At 38.5% G+C, this 19,346-nt stretch carries 16 protein-coding genes; 14 read left to right on the top strand and 2 right to left on the bottom strand.

Going from position 1 to position 19,346, the window contains the following annotated elements:
• From ON09_RS13960 to ON09_RS26120, 3 genes are all read left to right on the top strand, one after another.
• The coding region (locus ON09_RS13960; protein ID WP_010601683.1) for a SusD/RagB family nutrient-binding outer membrane lipoprotein at window positions 1-1,336 on the top strand (1,336 nt) is incomplete at its 5' end.
• Window positions 1,337-1,419: 83 nt separating this feature from the next.
• A complete protein-coding gene (locus tag ON09_RS26125) occupies window positions 1,420-2,475 on the top strand; it encodes a TolB family protein (RefSeq protein WP_238533686.1) in 1,056 nt (351 codons plus the stop codon).
• A gap of 56 nt (window positions 2,476-2,531) precedes the next feature.
• Window positions 2,532-3,503 carry an alpha/beta hydrolase family protein gene (locus ON09_RS26120; RefSeq protein ID WP_238533685.1) on the top strand — a complete coding sequence of 324 codons (972 nt, stop codon included), beginning with the start codon at window positions 2,532-2,534 and terminating at the stop codon, window positions 3,501-3,503.
• A 9-nt stretch (window positions 3,504-3,512) separates the two neighbouring features.
• Here the strand turns inward: ON09_RS26120 and ON09_RS13950 are convergent, their stop codons facing one another.
• Window positions 3,513-5,174, bottom strand: coding sequence for an ABC transporter substrate-binding protein (locus ON09_RS13950; protein ID WP_238533684.1), 1,662 nt, complete (start codon window positions 5,172-5,174; stop codon window positions 3,513-3,515).
• A gap of 19 nt (window positions 5,175-5,193) precedes the next feature.
• Here ON09_RS13950 and ON09_RS13945 point away from each other — a divergent pair, with 19 nt between their 5' ends.
• On the top strand, window positions 5,194-5,646 hold the full coding sequence (locus tag ON09_RS13945) for a hypothetical protein (protein WP_029204348.1): 453 nt from the start codon (window positions 5,194-5,196) through the stop codon (window positions 5,644-5,646).
• 84 nt (window positions 5,647-5,730) lie between these two features.
• Entirely contained in the window at window positions 5,731-6,801 is a 1,071-nt protein-coding gene (locus ON09_RS13940) for a DUF2891 domain-containing protein (protein WP_010601680.1), read from the top strand.
• Between the two features lie 180 nt (window positions 6,802-6,981).
• Here the strand turns inward: ON09_RS13940 and ON09_RS13935 are convergent, their stop codons facing one another.
• Complete coding sequence (locus ON09_RS13935; protein WP_010601679.1) at window positions 6,982-7,503, bottom strand: NADPH-dependent FMN reductase; 522 nt, start codon at window positions 7,501-7,503, stop codon at window positions 6,982-6,984.
• 182 nt (window positions 7,504-7,685) lie between these two features.
• Here ON09_RS13935 and ON09_RS13930 point away from each other — a divergent pair, with 182 nt between their 5' ends.
• The 9 genes from ON09_RS13930 to ON09_RS13890 all read left to right on the top strand — a co-directional run.
• Entirely contained in the window at window positions 7,686-8,489 is an 804-nt protein-coding gene (locus ON09_RS13930; protein WP_010601678.1) for a ParA family protein, read from the top strand.
• A gap of 7 nt (window positions 8,490-8,496) precedes the next feature.
• The gene (locus ON09_RS13925; protein ID WP_010601677.1) at window positions 8,497-9,405 is read left to right on the top strand and encodes a ParB/RepB/Spo0J family partition protein; all 909 of its coding nucleotides are present in this window, start codon (window positions 8,497-8,499) and stop codon (window positions 9,403-9,405) included.
• Between the two features lie 128 nt (window positions 9,406-9,533).
• Window positions 9,534-10,142, top strand: a complete 609-nt coding sequence (locus ON09_RS13920; RefSeq protein ID WP_124912990.1) for a DUF5683 domain-containing protein — start codon at window positions 9,534-9,536, stop codon at window positions 10,140-10,142.
• A gap of 10 nt (window positions 10,143-10,152) precedes the next feature.
• Entirely contained in the window at window positions 10,153-10,887 is a 735-nt protein-coding gene (gene dapB / locus ON09_RS13915; protein WP_010601675.1) for a 4-hydroxy-tetrahydrodipicolinate reductase, read from the top strand.
• A 144-nt stretch (window positions 10,888-11,031) separates the two neighbouring features.
• The gene (lepB, locus tag ON09_RS13910) at window positions 11,032-12,213 is read left to right on the top strand and encodes a signal peptidase I (protein ID WP_157258961.1); all 1,182 of its coding nucleotides are present in this window, start codon (window positions 11,032-11,034) and stop codon (window positions 12,211-12,213) included.
• Between the two features lie 143 nt (window positions 12,214-12,356).
• On the top strand, window positions 12,357-13,547 hold the full coding sequence (locus tag ON09_RS13905; RefSeq protein ID WP_010601673.1) for an ROK family protein: 1,191 nt from the start codon (window positions 12,357-12,359) through the stop codon (window positions 13,545-13,547).
• Between the two features lie 127 nt (window positions 13,548-13,674).
• Window positions 13,675-16,896, top strand: coding sequence for a SusC/RagA family TonB-linked outer membrane protein (locus ON09_RS13900; protein ID WP_238533683.1), 3,222 nt, complete (start codon window positions 13,675-13,677; stop codon window positions 16,894-16,896).
• A 21-nt stretch (window positions 16,897-16,917) separates the two neighbouring features.
• Window positions 16,918-18,525 (top strand): SusD/RagB family nutrient-binding outer membrane lipoprotein, encoded by a 1,608-nt coding sequence (locus ON09_RS13895; RefSeq protein ID WP_010601671.1) that lies wholly within the window; start codon window positions 16,918-16,920, stop codon window positions 18,523-18,525.
• Between the two features lie 52 nt (window positions 18,526-18,577).
• Window positions 18,578-19,346, top strand: a 769-nt coding sequence (locus tag ON09_RS13890; RefSeq protein ID WP_029204346.1) for an alpha-L-fucosidase, incomplete at its 3' end; no start/stop codon positions are given.

Here is a 19,346-nt window from a genome sequence, read left to right as displayed (position 1 = left end):
CCCTAACCAAGTAACTACGCCAACTTTAGCGTCTCTGCTGGCTACATCAACCAGTAAAGCTGGAGTAAATAACTATAATGTTGCAAGTGCCATCGTTCCATATGTTCAGTACACCGCTAATCCTGCTGCTGCAGGTGCAGGTGATACTTATCAGTCAATAGATTTTAGTGGCACATGGGATGCGCTTTATTTTGCCATAGCTGATGCCAATGAAATGAAAAAAATGGCCGTTGCCCAGGGCTCGAGTGAGTACAAAGGTGTTGCGGATGTACTGATGGCCTATAACCTGATTATGGTTAATGACATGTGGGGAAGTGCACCATTTTCTCAGGCTTTTGACATTACAAATTTCTTCCCGAAATACGATTCAGCTCAGGAAATTTATAACCAAAGCATGGCTTTAGTAGATGAGGCTATTATTGAGCTGGCTAAAACCAATGCTACTGTAAAGTTAGCTGCAACTAGCGATTTGATTTACGGAACAACAGGTGCTAATGAAAGGGCAAACTGGTTGAAATTTGCTTATGCGTTGAAAGCCCGGTTATTAAATAAAGTCAGCAAAACGAGCACTTATAATCCTACAGCAGTGCTATCAGCAGTTGGAAGTTCATTTGCTTCTAACGCGGAAGATGCTCAAATGGCAACTTTCAGTGTCCGCAACTTTTGGGCAGGTGTTGCCATCAGTAATGCATCACAATCTTTAGGTGGATGGTTATCGGAACAATTAATTGATCACTTAAACGGTACCACTTACGGTTTATTTGATCCCCGTATTGCGAAGATTACAGATAGAACAGTTAATAACGTTTATATTGGTACCGTAAACGGTGCTGGAAATAGATTGCCGGGAGCAAATACTGTAAAAGATGAATGTTATATTTCTGTAAATTCACCCTGGACCAGTCCAACCTCACCAATTTTTATCGCCACCTATGCAGAGATGAAATTTATCGAAGCTGAAGCTGCATTCACAACAGATAAGACACGTTCTTACAACGCGTACCTGGCAGCAATTTCAGCCAATATGGATAAATTTCAGGTAGCAGCAGCCGATAAGGCAACTTACCTTGCAGATCCGCGTGTGGCAGTTGGTGTGGCGGCATTCACTAAGGATTTAATTTTTAAAGAAAAATATGTTGCTACATACTTAAATCCAGAAGCCTGGAATGATGCCCGCCGTTACGATTATAAATACAAAGACTTCACACTACCGGTGAACGTTACCCTTCCTGATTTCATCAGAAGAAATGATTATCCTCAAGGTGAGCGTAGTAAGAATGGTGCTAACGTTCCTGCAGAAGTTCCTAGAACAACTAAGTTATGGTGGGATCAGTAACAATTTTATTGAAAGAATAAATATGAAGCCCTAATCGTATGTCGGTTAGGGCTTTTTTTGTAATTTATCGTTAAATATTTAACATGAAAAAATCTCTGCTTTTTCTCTTGCTGCTCCTTTCATCGGTTCAGATATTCGCTCAATCCTTCACATTAAAATCAGTACTAAGCTATCCATTCCCGAATCAGTTAACAGCATCCGCTAATGGTGCTAAAATTGCATGGGCTGCTAATGAACAAGGTATAAGAAATATTTATACGGCAGAAGCCCCATCTTTTAAGGCAAAAAAAGTTACCGATTTTAAAGAAGATGATGGTCAGGAATTAACCAGCATTTCTATTTCAGCAGATGGGAAATGGATTGTGTTTGTAAGAGGTGGGGATCATGGGGGTAGAGATGGCGGTCCGGTTAATGCCAATTCATCAATCACCGCACCAAAAGTTCAGGTGTTTTCTATTCCATTTACAGGCGGAGATTTAATTCCATTAGGCGAGGGTGATTATCCCGTGTTATCTCCGAAAAGTAACGAAGTTTTATTTGTAAATGCAGGCCAGATAAAAACTGTTTCAGTAGATGGGGCGATAACAGCAAAAAATCTTTTTTATGCCAAAGGTGTAAACTCAGGTTACAAATGGTCGCCGGATGGCAAACAGGTTGCATTTGTAAGTAATCGAACAGATCATTCTTTTATTGGCATCTACAGCAAAGAGAAAACGTCGTTACAATGGTTACAACCATCTTTTTCCAAGGATAATGCACCGGTATGGTCTCCGGATGGTAAATACTTGGCCTTTATCAGAACGCCCGGATCTGGTGGAGAAACGGATTCGATTTTAGCTAAAAAACATCAGCCCTGGGCAATATGGACTGTTAACGTTAACGATGGAACTGGGAAACCAATATGGAAAGCACCCGAAACCATTATGGGCTCATATCCCTCAATCGAAGGTGGCACAAATTTAACTTGGGCAGCAAATAGAATCGTTTTTTCTTCCTATGAAGATGGTTGGCCACATTTATATTCAATGAATCCGGATGGGTCAAATAAAATTTTATTAACGCCAGGAAATTTCACTGTCGAAAACATTAAACTGAGTTATGATAAAAAACGATTGTTTTCGCTGCAAACAAAATTGTAGATGTTCATGATCTGGACAGAAGGCATGTATACAAAGTTTCGGTTGATCGGGCAAACATGGAGGCCTTAACATCTGGTAAAGGAATAGAAACTTATCCGGTAATGGCCGGAGATAACCAGACTGTAATTTGTTTAAGTTCGACTGCTGAAAGACCATTGTTACCTGCGTTGATAACGAAAGATAAAAAGATGGAATTGATAGGTGAGCAGCTCATTCCAGCTGATTTTCCTTTAAATGAAATGGTTGAGCCCAAACATGTTCGCTTTAATGCTCCGGATGGGAAACCGGTTTATGGTCAGTTATTTTCGCCTAAGAAAGCGGTGCAAAACCATCCGGCAATTGTATATGTTCATGGTGGGCCGCAGCGGCAAATGTATTTGGGCTGGAGTCCGATGGATTATTATTCTATTGATTATGCATTAAATCAATATTTGGTTCAGCTGGGGTTTACAGTTTTATCTGTGAATTACCGTTTAGGTTTAGGTTATGGCTACGACTTTCATAAGCCTGCAAATGCCGGGGCTCAAGGTGCTTCAGAATACCAGGATATAAAAGCCGCTGGCGAATGGCTGGCCAAACAACCTAACATAGATGGCCAAAGAATTGGGATTTACGGCGGTTCATATGGAGGATATTTAACGGCTTTGGCATTAGGTAAAGATTCGAAGTTATTTGCTGCGGGTGTTGATATTCATGGCGTAAATAATCGATTCAGCAATAGTGCGGTGGAAGGGAAAGCACCGGCGCCAGATGCAGATTTGGCTGCTAAACTAGCCATGCAGTCTTCGCCGGTAACTTATATCAATACCTGGGCATCACCTACACTTATTATACATGCGGATGATGACCGCAATGTTGCATTTTCTCAAAGTGTAGACCTTGCGAAACGTTTTGAAGACAAAAAGTTCAAATTTGAGTTTCTGGTGATTCCTGATGATACCCATCATTGGATGAAGTTCTCTAACGGAGTAAAAGTAAGCGAAGCTACAGCCGATTTTTTAAAGCGTAAACTGATAGACAAAAAATAATTTAACGGATCAATCTTTTTTGATTTCTTTCAGGATCATTAAACTCAAAGCGTTAAAACCATAACCGCTGATATTGTTCTGTAGCATGACAACAGACTGATCATAAAATAACGGTACAACAGGTGAGTTTTCCATCACCAACTGATCCATTTTCCGGTAAAGTGCGAAACGTTTTTCATCATCGGTTTCGTAATAACTTTGTTCAAAAAGCTGATCAAATTCCTTATTGTAAAATGCGAAATAATTAGGTCCGAAAGGAACTTTGTTTTTCGAGTAAAACATCGAAAGGAAATTTTCGCCGTCTGCATAATCTGCAAGCCATGAGCCTCGGAAAAAATTAACGCTGTTTTTCGACATCAAATCTCTCAAGCTAGCGCTCGGACTCACATCAATCTTTACTTTGATGCCCACATTTGTAAGCTCGCCCTGAATAAATTCGATTAAATCTTTATAGGTTGTGGTGGTATTCAGCGTTATTTCGGGCATTCCTTTACCTTCCTGGAAACCGGCCTCTTTTAATAATTTGGCAGCTAACGCAGGGTTGTACGAATAACCGCGAACAGCCAGACTATCAAAACCAGGCATCCCTTTTGGAATAAAACCGGAGGTAGCAGCAATACCAATCCCGTTTCTTAAGTATCTGATGAGTTTATCCCGATCAATGGCGGAGTTAATCGCCTGCCTGATTTTTTTAATTTTTAATGGTGAATTTTTTACAAGTGCTAAATTAGTATCGACTAAAATTCCAACGTATTCTGTGCACAAATACGGGCTTTTGGTTAATGTAAACTTGCCTTTATATTTGGAACTCATTTCCCCGTTTTTAGTTAAAATATCGTCGCGGTAACTGCCATCAACGTTATAATAAAAATCCAGGTCTTTTTTCAAGAAACTCATAAAGCCACTTTGCTTATCAGTAATAAAAGTAGCTTTTACCGCATCGAGATAAGGTAGTTTTTGTCCGGCCTTATTTTTTTCGAAGTAATGCTCATTTTTAAGCAGCACCAAAATCTCTCCTTCTTTCCAGTATTTAAATTTAAATGGCCCGGTTCCAACAGGATGACTTCTAAAATCTTTTCCATAATGTTCTACCACTTCTTTTGGTACAACCGAACAGTATTGAGTAGTCAGCAGGTTCATGAAAGGCGGGAAAGGACGTTGCAGTTTAATTTGAAAGGTAGTATCGTTTACGGCGATAAAACTATTTTGATCTTTCACCTTGTCGCTAAAAATCCATCCGCCTGAAGACGCTACCTTGGGATCAATTAACCTGTAAAATGAATAAGCAAAATCGCTGGCAATTACTTTTCTTCCCTTACCCTTTCTAAAAATAGGATCATCCTGGAAGTAAACATCATCACGAAGATTAAAAGTATAAGTCAGAGCATCTTTGGAAACCGCCCAGCTTTTTGCAATGCATGGAACAGTTTGCAATGAAGAATCGATCTGAACCAGACCATTAAAGATTTGGTTGGTCATCCAGATCGCATTCTGATTGCGGGCAAAAGCCGGATCTAACGAGGTTAAGCCCTGATCCAGATTAATGTTAAAGACTTTTTTGTCGCTATGATCATCTGTTTGCCTGCATCCGGCAAAAATTAAACAACTAAAAATCCAAAATATATAATGAAATGAACCTCGCATGCGATCAGGAATGTTATTTTTGCACAAATTAATAAATTTAATGGAGATGTCTTTTTTAAACGATTTATTTATTGGCCTGGATGCCGCAAAGCAAGAAGATTTACAAGAACGTTTAGATATTGTGGAGCATAAGATCAAGTTTATGGATAAAATGCCGGTTGCTTTGTTAGATGTGAATAATAACCCAAGTTATTTCCTTTCAGAAGAGATTGCATTTGCAGGAGGAATGGTAGAATCAGACATTATGAGTGCAGTTTTTATTATTTATTATCAGCCTGGTAAAACGCTTACTGATCTGATGCGGGAAGTACCTGCAGTTTTAAGTGCCGATTGGCAGGCCGTAACAAACAACAGAATCATTTTATTGAACGATGATATTGATCGTGAGCGAAATGCAGAAAATGCGGTTTCACTCATTGAAGATATGGCGGAGATGCTGCATCCGGGATCCTTTATTTTTGGACATGAGGGTGATAAATGGATTAGATTTGGCGCCTAAATTAGATAGATGATGTGTGGTATTCGGGGATAACATGGTTTAATTCTCACAAAAAGAAATCATAACTTATTAGTCAATTCAACAATGAAGAAGTTTTTCGCTATCGCAACGTTTCTTTTTATCTCTTTGTTTGCTCACTCGCAAGCTATACCAACATTAACGGCCGATGTTGCAGAAAAACTTTCCAAAATGCCTATAGGCTGTATTGGACAGGAATTTCCGAATAAAACTTCGCATGTAGCAAATTCCGCAGTTGACGGGCGTTTGCTTCCAGGTGAATTACATCCGGCATTTTTCGGTTGTTTAGACTGGCACAGTTCAGTTCATGGGCACTGGATGCTTCTGCGTTTACTCAAAACGGTTCCAGATTTGAAGAATAAGGCGGAGATCATCGCCATTTTAAATAAAACTTTTAAGCTTGAAAAAATGCAGACAGAGGCCGAGTATTTTACCAAGTATCAGGTAGCCAATACTTATGAACGTACTTATGGCTGGGCCTGGTTATTAAAGCTCGATCAGGAATTGTATACCTGGGATAATCCGGATGCAAAAAAATGGTATGCTGCATTGCAACCGTTAACACAACAGATATTAAAACTTTGGAAAGCTTATCTGCCCAAACAAACTTATCCAAATAGAACGGGCGTTCATCCAAACACTGCATTTGGTTTGGTGTTTGCTTTGGATTGGGCAAGAACTTTTAAAGATTCAGCCTTTGAAAAACAAATCAACGATAAAGCAAAAGCCTTTTATTTAGATAATACTGCAACTCCCGCTTATCTGGAGCCAGATGGTTCAGACTTCTTTTCGCCGAGTTTAGAAATAGCTGATTTAATGAGAAGGGTGCTTCCAAATAAGGATTTTGTGGCTTGGTTAAATAAGTTTTACGAGAAAAGAAGCATCGGGCGCATCAGTGATTTGCCCATCATCAGCGATATTAACGATTATCAGGGTGTTCATTTAGTTGGTTTATCTTTTACCCGGGCCTGGTGTATGAAGGGTATTGCCAAAGAGCTGCCTAACAACCATAAGTGGAAAAAACACTTTGAACTTACTGCCGATAAATTTCTAGCCAATGCACTTCCATTGGTGTTTGCTGGTAATTATGGCGGCGACCATTGGCTCGCATCTTTCGCTGTTTATGCTTTAGAATAGTAAGGTGGAGATTAAAATACGATAGAATCGTATAGCTATGATGCACTCGTTAGAAACGAGCGCAGGCGTGAATTTTTGAAACAAATGGAGGATGACGGCTAATTGGTAATCTGTGTATTTTATTTGTGTGAATCTAAGGGAAAATTTAACCACCCCTGACCTCGAAATCAGAAATCCTGTTTAAAACTTGATGAACTTGTCAATTTGCTCGTCCGTAAACTTAAGGGTATCCTCTTTAAACAAATTTCCGTTTTCATTCAGCTCTTGCTTAATATTCGGAATATGGATGCGCAAAGGCAAAACATGCAGGTGAACGTAGTGGCAAACGCCTGTAAAGTGATCTACACCGCGGATGTTGCCATATTTACCTGAGGAAACCCCAATTAAAGCGGCTTTTTTATCATAAAAGCTATCCGGATAATTACAGGCATCAACCAATACTTTTAAAACGCCAGGATAACTGCCATTATATTCTGGCATAACAAAAATAAATTTCTCGGTAGATGAAATTAAATCCTGTATTTTTTGGAATGCCACCGAGCGTTTGCCATACATATCAGTATTTAAAACATCTGCAGGTAAATGTTCAAGGCTGAACAAGTTAGCATCCGAACCTTTTAATTTAAGTTGTTGCTGGTAATATTTAGCAACTTTTAACGTATTGCTATTGGGTCTGTTGGTGGCTGCTATAATTGTAATCATGGATGAATTGTTAATAAGATGTTCAAAACCCAAATGCCCTTATTGCTAAAATTGCCATATAGTTTGTATCTTAGCTGATTGAGAAAAAGGGCGTAAACAACGCAAAAATAGAACTTTTTGCCGATTAAAAGGCATGATTTAGCAACGCCCGTATAAGCTTTAAGTAAATTTCGGATAGATAGATGAGCAAAATTATTGCATTAGCAAATCAAAAAGGTGGCGTTGGTAAAACAACATCATCTATAAACCTGGCTGCGAGTTTAGCCGTATTAGAATACAGAACGTTATTGGTAGATGCTGATCCTCAGGCGAATTCAACTTCAGGCATTGGTTTTGATCCCCGGAATATAAAAGACAGTATTTACGAATGTATCATCAACGATATTGATCCCTTACAGGCGATTCAGAAAACGGATACACCAAATTTGGATTTACTTCCTGCGCACATCGACCTGGTGGGTGCTGAAATCGAGATGATTAATCTGAACAACCGTGAGTACAAAATGAAAGCGGTTTTAGAGAAAATTAAAGATCAGTATGATTTTATTATTATAGATTGCTCTCCTTCATTGGGTTTAATTACCATCAATGCCTTAACAGCTGCCGATTCGGTAATCATTCCGGTTCAATGTGAGTATTTCGCCCTAGAAGGTTTAGGTAAATTGCTTAATACAATTAAAATTGTTCAAAACCGTTTAAATCCTCAGTTGGAGATAGAAGGGATTTTATTGACCATGTACGACGTTCGTTTACGTTTATCGAACCAGGTGGTAGAAGAAGTACGAACGCACTTTCACGAACTGGTTTTTGATACCATTATTCAACGAAACACCCGCTTGAGTGAGGCGCCGAGTTATGGGGTATCGGTAATTATGCATGATGCAAACTGCAAAGGTGCCATTAACTACCTGAATCTTGCCCGCGAAATCGTGAAGAAAAACGGATTATTGAAGGAAGAAGAAAACATAAATACAGCAACTTTATAAATTATAGATGACATCTTTTCAGCGAAAAACAGGTTTAGGAAGAGGGTTAAGTGCGCTTTTAGATGATAGCGAATCTTCTCATCCACCAAAACAGCAGGTGAATGACGTGAGCGAAACTGAGCAGATTGGCAATATCAGTCATGTAAGTTTAACCGAAGTTGAAACCAATCCTTATCAGCCACGTACCGAATTTGACCAGGTAGCATTAAACGAGCTTGCTGATTCCATAAAAGTTCAAGGCTTGATCCAGCCAATCACGGTAAGAAAATTATCTGCCAATAAATATCAGTTAATATCTGGCGAACGTAGATTCAGGGCTTCTAAACTTGCAGGACTAACAAAGGTTCCGGCCTATATTCGCAGTGCCAACGACCAGCAAATGCTGGAAATGGCATTGATTGAAAATATCCAGAGGGAGAATTTAAATGCCATTGAAGTAGCTTTAAGTTTTCAGCGGATGATTGATGAAGTGGGTTTAAAGCAAGAGCAATTGGGTGAACGGGTAGGTAAAAACCGTACCACCGTTACCAATTATCTGCGTTTGTTAAAACTTCCCCCAGCTATTCAGGCTTCCATTCGTGATCAGCGCATTTCCATGGGGCACGCCAGGGCATTAATCAATGTTGATGGTGTGGATAAACAATTGTTCATCCACCAGGAAATTTTAGAAAAAGGTTTATCCGTACGAAAAGTAGAAGAACTCGTTCGTAATTTGCAACATGCGCCGCTAAAGGTGGAAGATCAGCCGAAAACAAAAGCTGTTTCTTTTCAATATCAAAAACTACAGGATGATTTAGCTTCAAAATTTGCTACAAGGGTAAAACTGAAAGTAAGTCAGAATGGTAAAGGTGCAATCGAAATTCCTTTTATGAGCGATGATGATTTAAACAGGATTTTAGAATTATTAGACTGGTAATGCAACTTCATAGGCTTTTAATACTGGTTTCCTTATTTACTTTTTTTCTTGTAAACCAAGCTTCGGCTCAGGTAGAAGATACTGTATCAAAAGCTACTGACACTATAAAGAGTCGGAACTACAGGCCTATGAAAGTTGATTCTCCAAAGGTAATGACCAGAAGAGATTCAATGAAGGCTAAATATGTTAATCCAGGCAAGGTTGCCGGAAGAAAAGCTGTAATTAAATCGCTCATTCTACCTGGTTTGGGGCAAATTTATAACATGCAATTGCTAAATGATGGATCGAGGGCAGGCAAAAACCTTACCTTTCAACGCATTTACACTATAGGTAAAATAGGTGCAATTTATGGTGGTTTTACGGTTTTAACGCTATCTTTTATAGAAAGCAGTAAGCAATACAATCTTTATTTGACAGAGCTGCAATACCGTAACGAAAATAATAACAGACCAGATCCAAATGGACCATTTGTAAACCCAGATAAGATAACTTCAAGATATTCTACTCAGGGAATTACGACAGGAAAAGACACTTACCGTAGAAACAAGCAAATTGTGCTTTTCTCTTATGGATTGGTTTATTTCGCCAATGTAGTTGATGCGTATGTGGCTGCCCGTTTACATTTCTTCAATATTGATGACACTTTATCTTTTAAGGTGTTGCCAACAATGATCAACTCAAATAGCATATATAGTTTTAACGCTACACCTGCAATAAAACTCTCCCTAACATTTTAAATTCCAACTCATGAAAATTGCGCTTTTAGGTTATGGCAAAATGGGACAAATTATCGAAAAATTTGCCCTTGAACGTGGTCATGAAATCGTTTTAAAAATATCAATAGATAACCAGGAAGATTTAACCAGGCAAAACTTGAAATCAGCAGATGTGGCCATTGATTTTAGTACGCCAGATTCGGTTTTAAATAACATTAATGCTTGTTTCGATGCAAATGTTCCCGTTGTGGTAGGTACCACCGGCTGGTATGGCAAACTTCAGGAGGTTAAAAATGATTGCAACACCAGTAACAATACACTGTTGTATGGGTCTAATTTTAGTATTGGCGTTAACTTGTTTTTCAAATTAAATCAAACTTTAGCAAAACTGATGAATAACTACCCGGCTTATGAAGTTCAGGTTGAGGAAATTCATCATACACAAAAGCTTGATGCACCAAGTGGAACAGCCATTACTTTAGCTGAAGGGATTGTAGATCATCTGGAACGGAAAGCGGAATGGTTGAATGAAGTAATTGGAACTGATGTGGAAGTTTTTCCGAAAGCGGAACAATTGCTGATCGAATCGCACCGTATTGAAAATATACCTGGAACGCATACGGTAATTTACAGCAGTGAGGTAGATGATATTGAGATAAAACATACTGCACATAGCCGGGCTGGTTTTGCTTTAGGCGCTGTTGTAGCGGCAGAATGGGTAAAGGATAAAAAAGGGTTTTTCAGTATTACCGATATTTTTGAGTAGGAGCAGGAAGAAAAGAACAAAGAATAAGGAGCAAAGACGAGGGAGCAAAGAGCAGGAGTTAATAGGCTTAAAATCGAATAAAATCAGATAACAGTTAACCGGTTTATACAACAGTTAACCAATAAAAAATAATATGAATTATAAATTCTGGCAACGAAAAAAGGATGCCACAAAAAAGAAAAAACAAAGACAAGGGAATGGGTTGACGCCATTGTTTTCGCTGTTGTAGCAGCTACCATCATCCGTGTTTTCTTTATCGAGGCTTATACCATTCCGTCAGGATCAATGGAGCGTTCTCTATTAATTGGCGATTTTCTTTTCGTGAGTAAAGTAAACTATGGTGCCCGCATCCCGATGACACCTGTAGCATTTCCATTTGCGCATCATACTATGCCACTTACTACGTCAACAAAAGCTTATTGGGACGGCGTTCAGTGGAAATATCATCGTTTACCAGGTTTGTCAGAAATTAAGCGAAATGATGTAGTGGTGTTTAACTTTCCTGAAGGAGATACCGTAGCGGTAGAAAATCAATCAGATAGTTATTACAACATGGTACGCAACATGGGGCGTGAACAGGTTCGAAGCAACTTTACCATTGTCGATCGTCCGGTTGATAAACGTGAAAACTTCATTAAACGGTGCATCGCGATTCCCGGAGATGTAATCTCCATGAGTAATGGGGTGGCATCGGTAAATGGCAAACAAGAACCTTTAAAAAATACCGGCATGATGCCTTATCGCGTCGTTTTTAAAACAATGGATTTTAACTACGCTGTGTTAGATGAATTCAAACTTGATTTAGGTAACAGTCCGGCTATTTCAGATAAAACCTATATTGTAAACGCTTCACCGGAAATTGCTGAAAAACTGAAGACATTTGATTTTGTGGGCTCGGTAACCTTAAGTCCTGATGCACCAGGTCCTGAACAAGGCGGTGTTTTCCCACACGATCCAAATCGGGTTTGGAATCGGGATAACTTTGGTCCGATTAAAGTTCCTTCGAAAGGTTGGACGGTTAAAATCGATAGCACTACTATGCCACTTTATTACAGAGCAATCAGAACTTATGAAGGTAATAAAGTTGAGAAAAAAGACGGTGTATGGCATATTAATGATAAAATTGCAACCAGCTATACATTTAAAATGGACTACTATTGGATGATGGGTGATAACCGTCACAATTCTGCCGATTCCCGCTACTGGGGATTCGTTCCTGAAGACCATATTGTGGGTAAAGCATTATTCATCTGGATGAGCATTGACAGCGACGCTTCGTTCTTTAGTAAAATACGCTGGAGCAGATTATTCAAAGGAATTGACTAGTTTGATGATTTAAATCCAAAACAAAAAAAGGCTTAAAGAAATTTAAGCCTTTTTTTTGTTTGGAAAAATACTTTTAAAAAAATTTAATAAGTTGGCGGATGTTTTAAAATTATTTATTAAGTTTGTTTATAAACCAAATAAATATGTCTGTCATCATTGAGAAAGGTCAACGCTTAAGGGCCGACATTATCAAACATCTTTATTATAAAAAGGCTTTATCGCTAACTGATTTGAGTAAGCTTACTAAAAAAAGTTTGCCATTGGTTACCTCAATAGTAAATGGTTTAATTGCTGAAGGTTATATTCTTGAACAAGGCTTAGCGCCTTCAACGGGTGGCAGAAGGCCATCTATGTATTTGCTTAATGCTGATCATCAAAAATATATTGTTGCCGTAGCCATGGATCAGCTCATTACCAGGCTAACCATCTATAACCTTTCCAGAAATGTGGTGATTCCAATGCAATATCTGGAATTTGATATGTCGGATGAGAACAGTGATGTTTCAGCGCTAATCGATTTCATTAACCGAAGTATTGACGAATCAGGCATCAACAGAAAAAATATTGTAGGGGTTGGGATAGGTATGCCGGGTTTTGTAAATGCAGAATTAGGAGTAAACTTATCTTATCTGCCTGTTAAAAACGGCGATACCCTCCGCGAATACCTCAGCAAAAAAATAAAACTACCAGTATCTATCGATAATGACTCCAGTTTAATTGCACTGGCTGAGTTAAATTTTGGGGAAGCGATTGATCTGAAAGATGCTATGGTGGTGAATATTGGATGGGGTACAGGTTTGGGGATGATTATGGACGGTAAACTTTATCGCGGAAGCAGCGGATATGCAGGTGAATTTAGCCATATCCCTTTGTCAGACAGCAATAATCTGTGTTCGTGCGGGCGGAGGGGATGCCTTGAAGTAGACACCTCTTTGCTTGTGATGGCGGAGAAGGCTGAAAAAGCACTTGCAGAGGGTAGTGAATCAAACATGAAAGAGCTTTTCAAAGATAAAAGCAAACACCCGAGAGATCATTTTTTAGATGCTGTGATTGCACAAGACCCTCTGGCCATTTCTATTCTATCAAAAGCGGGCTTTCAGCTTGGCAAAGGACTGGCTACATTAATTCATATTTTAAATCCGGAATGTATTGTGTTGAGTGGCAGAGGTGCCAAGGCCGGTCAAATGTTGTTGCCATCCATTCAGCAAGCTATTAATCAATTTTGTATTCCTCGTATTGCGGGGCAAACCACTATAAAATTATCTACGCTAACTGATGAGGCTGAGCTATTGGCGGCCGCAAGTCTGATTGTAGAACATAGTCAATTTGAATAAGCATAAACTATTAATTATGGATATATAAAAGAACCAAAACCAAATCCCTAAAACAACTAATCAAAACCCTAACTAAAAAAATATGAAAAGAGTGTACTTAAGGTGCTTGAGTATCTTGTTGTTAACCATGTTAACAATAACATCCTACGCACAAAAAACAATCACCGGAACGGTGAGAGATGCATCTGGACCGCTTCCAGGTGTGAGCGTTTCCATCAAGGGAACAACAAAAGTTACCCAAACAGATGGTAGTGGAAAATTTTCTATTGCCGTATCTCCAAAAGAAACCCTGGTTTTCTCGGCAATTGGCTATTTAAGACAGGAAGTTGCTTACAATGATCAAGCTACAGTAAGCGTAACATTAAAGGAAAGTACTAATCAGTTAGATGAGGTTAGTGTTGTCACAACTGCCTTAGGCATCAAAAGACAAGAAAAATCTTTAGGTTATGCTGTGAGCACTGTTACAGCGAAGCAACTAACAGAGGCGGGTAATACAAATTTTGCATCTGCATTGTATGGAAAGGCAGCAGGTGTGAAAATTACGACGGCGCCTGGTGGTGCAAGTAGTGCGGTAAACGTTCAGATTCGCGGTATTAATTCCATTAATTATAATCAGCAACCTTTATATGTTGTTGATGGTGTAATGATTAGAAATGATGGTCAAAACGGTGCTGCAGGAGCTAATAATAACAACTACTGGGATGATCAGCGTGTTCGTGGAAATGGTATTTTAGACATTAACCCGGCAGATATTGAAAGTTTAACAGTATTAAAAGGTGCTAGTGCATCTGCTTTATATGGGTCTGATGCAGCCAGTGGTGTGATTGTCATTACAACTAAAAAAGGGTCAAAAAGTCGCGGTTTAGGCATCGATTTTAACTATCAGGGTTCGATTGATCAAGTTGCTTTCTTGCCTAATTTTCAGAATACTTACGGGCCTGGATACGATAGAGAAACTAACGTAGCGAATGGTGCAACAGAAGATGGTTGGATTGCTGATCCATTATCGCCAACTGGCTTAAGACCATACTTTAGAGCTTATGCTAATTTTGGTCCTAAAATGGAAGGACAGCAAGTAAGATGGTGGGATGGTTCTATTCGCCCTTATTCACCTCAACCCAACAATTACATGGATGTTTATCAGGATGGATATACCTCAAATGCGAATATTGCCATATCAAACCAAACTGATGCATTAAATTATCGCTTTTCTGCAACAAGGTTAGACTATAAAGGTACACAGCCTGGTAATACGGGTTCTAAAAATACCTTCAATTTAAACTCTACAATCAAAATAGCTCCAAAAGTCTCTGCTGATGTTATCGTAAGTTATGTTAACACGAAAACGGTAAACAGACCATATCAGTTGGGTCAGGTTTTGGGCTCATTCGCCGGTTTTTTTAGTCGTGCAGAAGATATGAGTTTGATGAAAGAAAAATACCAAACCAGTAATGGTTACAAGTATTCTACTTTTGATCAAACTGCTCGCCCTGAACCATTTGTTTACAATATCAGAGCGACAAATTTGTTGGATTTTTACTGGCAACAATTAAAAAACAATTATCAGGAAAACGAGAATAGGTTATTATCTAGTTTCACTTTAAATTATGATTTTGCAAAAAACCTGAAATTTAGAGGTCGTATTGGTAATGACTATACAAGCATAAAAGCAGAAAACAGACAGTTTACTGAAATTCCAAGTGCATTAAATGGTAACACGAGTACAGGTTCTTACACTACTAATCAAGGCCAATATGCTATATTGTATGGTGATGCATTGGTAACTTATTCGAATAAAATAGGTGAAGATTTCGGATTATCTCTAAGCGGAGGTTATCAGGGAAGAAAAGAAACATTTAAAGATTTAAGATCAAATACCAGAGATGGATTAGTTTCTGAGAATTTCTTTGCATTATCCAACTCATTTAACGTTGCAGAAACAGCAGAAACAAGAAAAGAACAATTAAAATATGCTTATCTGGGAATTGCAAACTTTAGCTATAAGGATTTCCTGTTTTTGGAAGCTACTGGTAGAAGAGAATATGTTTCTACATTACCTCCTCAAAACAACCAATATTCTTATTTCTCTGTAAATACCGGTTTTGTATTTAGCGATATTGTTAAGTTGCCATCATTCTGGGAGTATGGTAAATTAAGGGCATCGTATGGCGTAGTGGGTAATGCCCCTCCAATTTATGAAGCTAACATTGCCTACACTCAAAACTCGCTTCAAAGTGTAAATGGTTCAGTTCCATCGATTGTTACCGCCAGATCTTTTGGTAATTTAAATTTATTGCCGGAGAAAAAACATGAGGCTGAATTTGGTTTAGAAACACGTTTCTTAAAAGGTAGATTAGGTTTTGATGTTAGTTATTATGACAACAAAATCAAGAACCAGATTTTACCGCTTGATGTAACCTCAACAAATGGTGCACAAAGTCAAATCATAAATGTGGGCGAAATTGGGAACAGAGGTTTTGAGGTGGCATTAAATGCTACTCCAATTGCCGGCAAATTTAGATGGGATACCCGTTTAAACTTCTCCACCAACAAATCTAAAGTGAACTCCTTAAAAGATGCCAATTCAGAAATTAACTTCTATAGCTCGGATCAGGCTACTGCAAAAATCGTAGCAAAAGCAGGTGAAGAATTAGGTAACATTTACATTCGCCCAAGAAAAACCGATGCTAACGGAAATTATTTAATTAATGATGATGGTTTTTATGTAATGGATAATTCGGTATATGTTAAAGTTGGAAATATTATGCCAAAGGCTGTTGGTGGTTTTTCCAACACATTAAGCTATAGTAATTTTGCTTTAGATTTCACTATTGATTATCGTTTTGGCGGCAAAATGATTGCTCCAAACTTAAAGTACATGCGTGGTGCAGGTATGCTTGAAAATTCAATGGAATTTAGAGATGCTGAAAACGGTGGGTTAACTTACACAAGCAATGGTAAAACCTACAACGATGGTGTATTGTTACAAGGGGTTAACCAAACAACAGGCTTGCCAAATACCAAAATACTTTCTGCTGCTGATTATTATATCACAACTTATAACTGGGGTGAAGGTTCATTGACGGAAGCAGAAATTTTCAAAAATAACTACATTAAAATGAGGGAAATCACCCTAAGCTATAAAATACCTGCAACCTTTACCAAAAAGATAGGTATCACAAACCTTAGGTTTTCATTAATTGGACGTAACTTATTTTACATCCACCGTACCTTAAAGGATTTAGATCCTGAGGCACCTCTGGGAAATAAATGGTGGTCTCAAGGTGTTGATGTAGGTTCTACAGCAGCTTCAAGAAACTTTGGTTTCTCACTTAACGCTAATTTTTAACCAACTAATCAATAAGAAATTATGAAAAAGTTATTTATAAAAGCAAGCTTTCTTTTAATTGCAATATCGACTGTAGTTGGTTGTAAAAAAGAACTTGATGAAAAATTTAATAATCCGGAAAAGGTTTTAGATCCCAGTTTAAATGGATTATTCACCGGTATGCTCAATAACGACCGTGTTGCGGCTAAATATTGGAATGTACGTACGTTTTTAACACAAATGCCAGGTGTTTACGCACAAACAAGTTATATAGCAAATGGCAATACCATTTATCAGCAAAGCGATGGCTATTCTCAACAATATTGGGATGATTTTTACAGCACTGGTGGAAATGGTAGTGGTGTATTGGCTCAATACAGAACAATGGAGGTTAAATATCAATCGTTATCTGCTGCTGAACAAGCCAATCAGAAAGCAATCATGCAAGCTGCCAAAGTTGTTTTGATTGAACAGGCGGCGAAAATGGTAGATTTATGGGGTGATATTCCATACTCTGCAGCAGGTAGCTTAAACTTAAGCAGTACAATTAGCAATCCGAAATACGATGAGCAAAAGGCATTGTATACTTCTTTTATTGCCGATTTGGAAGCGTTAGCAACTTACTTCAACACCAATACGACAACATCAGCTTTTTCAAAATCTGATATTCTGTTAAAGGGAAGTATGAATATGTGGGCTCGCTATGCAAATTCATTGCGCCTGCGTTTATTAATGCGTATTTCCAAAACTGATGAAGCAACCGCCAGAACAGCAGTTTTAGCCATGCTTGCTAATCAGGCTACCTCGCCTTTAATAGATGGCGATAACACAGCCGAATACAACCCGGCAACATCAGATGTTTTATTACAAACATTAACAAACAGTACAAGTGATTTGAGAGATGCCTTTTTTGAAGGTAGCTGGTATGCTACAGATTATGCGTTAAATACTTTGATGTTACCAGCCAATGATCCAAGGATTCCGGTTATTTATGATAAATTTGGTAGAATAGTAAAGATTAACAACAGGGATGTATTTGTTCAGAATGCCAACTATAGAGCAATGCCAATCACATTTACAACTGCTCAGCAAGAATCTAGCTTCGCGGATTATTCTGTATTGGATTCAGCAACGTTTTTGTTTAACCAAAAGTTACCAGGCATATTAATTACCTCATCAGAAGTTAATTTCCTAAAAGCAGAAGCCTTCGAAAGATGGGGAAATACTGCTTCTGCAAAAACAGCATATGATAAGGCTTTAAGACAATCCGTTACTTTTTATCATTACCTTAATAATTTAAATCAAGGTGGCGGTTACCGAAATGTAACAGCACCTTCTGCATCAGTTGTAGATGCATGGGTGAATTCTTCTACAGCAACTTATACAGGATCTTCTACGGCTAAACTTACATTGATTTACAACCAGAAATGGCTTCATTACGGAGTTTTACAATCAACAGAAGCGTGGTCTGAGTATAGAAGAACGGGCTTCCCTCTTTTAACTTTTCCAACGGCAGGAAAGTTATCAGGTTTTGATACGCCGCCAACAAGATTGATTTATCCTGCGAAGGAAAAAACACTCAACAGTGAAAACTATCAGGCAGTTGTAAGTAAAGACACCAGAAAAACAAAAATTTTCTGGATGCCCTAGTTGAATAATTCATTTAATCCCAGTCATTTGGCTGGGATTTTTATATTTTAAGATGAATAGAAAATTAATTATTGTTTTTGCGTTACTATGTTGCTTTGTGTTTTCGTTTGCACAAGAACGCAATGATATCATGCAACAATCGGCCACTTACGAATGGCCAAAAGATCAACTGGTAAAAGACAAACTAGATCAATGGCAGGATAAAAAGTTTGGAATGATCATCCACTGGGGATTATATGCCATTCCGGGTATCATCGAATCGTGGTCTATCTGTTCAGAAGACTGGATTGAAAGAGACTCTACAGTTTCTTATGAAAACTATAAAAAGTGGTACTGGGATTTCAGTAAACAATTTAACCCCACAAAATTTAATCCTGAACAATGGTCGGCCGCTGGCAAAAATGCCGGAATGAAATACCTGGTTTTTACCACGAAACACCACGATGGATTCGCCATGTTCGATACCAAGCAAAGTGATTTTAGCATCGCCAAAGGTCCTTTTGCCAATAACCCCAAAGCTGATGTAGCCAAATACGTTTTTGATGCTTTTAGAAAAGATGGTTTCATGATTGGTGCCTACTTTTCTAAACCCGATTGGCACTCGCAATATTATTGGTGGCAAAAATATGCTACAGCAGATCGCAACAACAACTATGATATCCGGAAATATCCATGGCGCTGGAACAAATTCAAGGATTTTACTTACAACCAGATCAGCGAACTGATGAACAACTACGGAAGTGTAGATATCTTATGGCTCGATGGTGGATGGGTTCGTCCGTTGGAAACGGTAAACGAAGAAGTGCTGTCAGTGTGTACGT

This window comes from Pedobacter agri PB92 (genome assembly GCF_000258495.1).
Classification (GTDB): Bacteria; Bacteroidota; Bacteroidia; order Sphingobacteriales; family Sphingobacteriaceae; genus Pedobacter; species Pedobacter agri.
The sequence above is the reverse complement of the archived record's forward strand: the minus strand, read 5'-3'. Positions and strand labels throughout refer to the sequence as shown.

What these genes read in the sequence shown, in the direction of transcription:
- ON09_RS13935 (WP_010601679.1), bottom strand. Translation starts at nt 7,503, where the DNA reads ATGATTACAATTATAGCAGCCACCAACAGACCCAATAGCAATACGTTA.
- ON09_RS13920 (WP_124912990.1), top strand. Translation starts at nt 9,534, where the DNA reads ATGAAAGTTGATTCTCCAAAGGTAATGACCAGAAGAGATTCAATGAAG.
- ON09_RS13945 (WP_029204348.1), top strand. Translation starts at nt 5,194, where the DNA reads ATGTCTTTTTTAAACGATTTATTTATTGGCCTGGATGCCGCAAAGCAA.
- ON09_RS13905 (WP_010601673.1), top strand. Translation starts at nt 12,357, where the DNA reads ATGTCTGTCATCATTGAGAAAGGTCAACGCTTAAGGGCCGACATTATC.
- ON09_RS13925 (WP_010601677.1), top strand. Translation starts at nt 8,497, where the DNA reads ATGACATCTTTTCAGCGAAAAACAGGTTTAGGAAGAGGGTTAAGTGCG.
- ON09_RS26125 (WP_238533686.1), top strand. Translation starts at nt 1,420, where the DNA reads ATGAAAAAATCTCTGCTTTTTCTCTTGCTGCTCCTTTCATCGGTTCAG.
- ON09_RS13930 (WP_010601678.1), top strand. Translation starts at nt 7,686, where the DNA reads ATGAGCAAAATTATTGCATTAGCAAATCAAAAAGGTGGCGTTGGTAAA.
- dapB (WP_010601675.1), top strand. Translation starts at nt 10,153, where the DNA reads ATGAAAATTGCGCTTTTAGGTTATGGCAAAATGGGACAAATTATCGAA.
- ON09_RS13940 (WP_010601680.1), top strand. Translation starts at nt 5,731, where the DNA reads ATGAAGAAGTTTTTCGCTATCGCAACGTTTCTTTTTATCTCTTTGTTT.
- ON09_RS26120 (WP_238533685.1), top strand. Translation starts at nt 2,532, where the DNA reads ATGGAGGCCTTAACATCTGGTAAAGGAATAGAAACTTATCCGGTAATG.
- ON09_RS13900 (WP_238533683.1), top strand. Translation starts at nt 13,675, where the DNA reads ATGTTAACAATAACATCCTACGCACAAAAAACAATCACCGGAACGGTG.
- ON09_RS13895 (WP_010601671.1), top strand. Translation starts at nt 16,918, where the DNA reads ATGAAAAAGTTATTTATAAAAGCAAGCTTTCTTTTAATTGCAATATCG.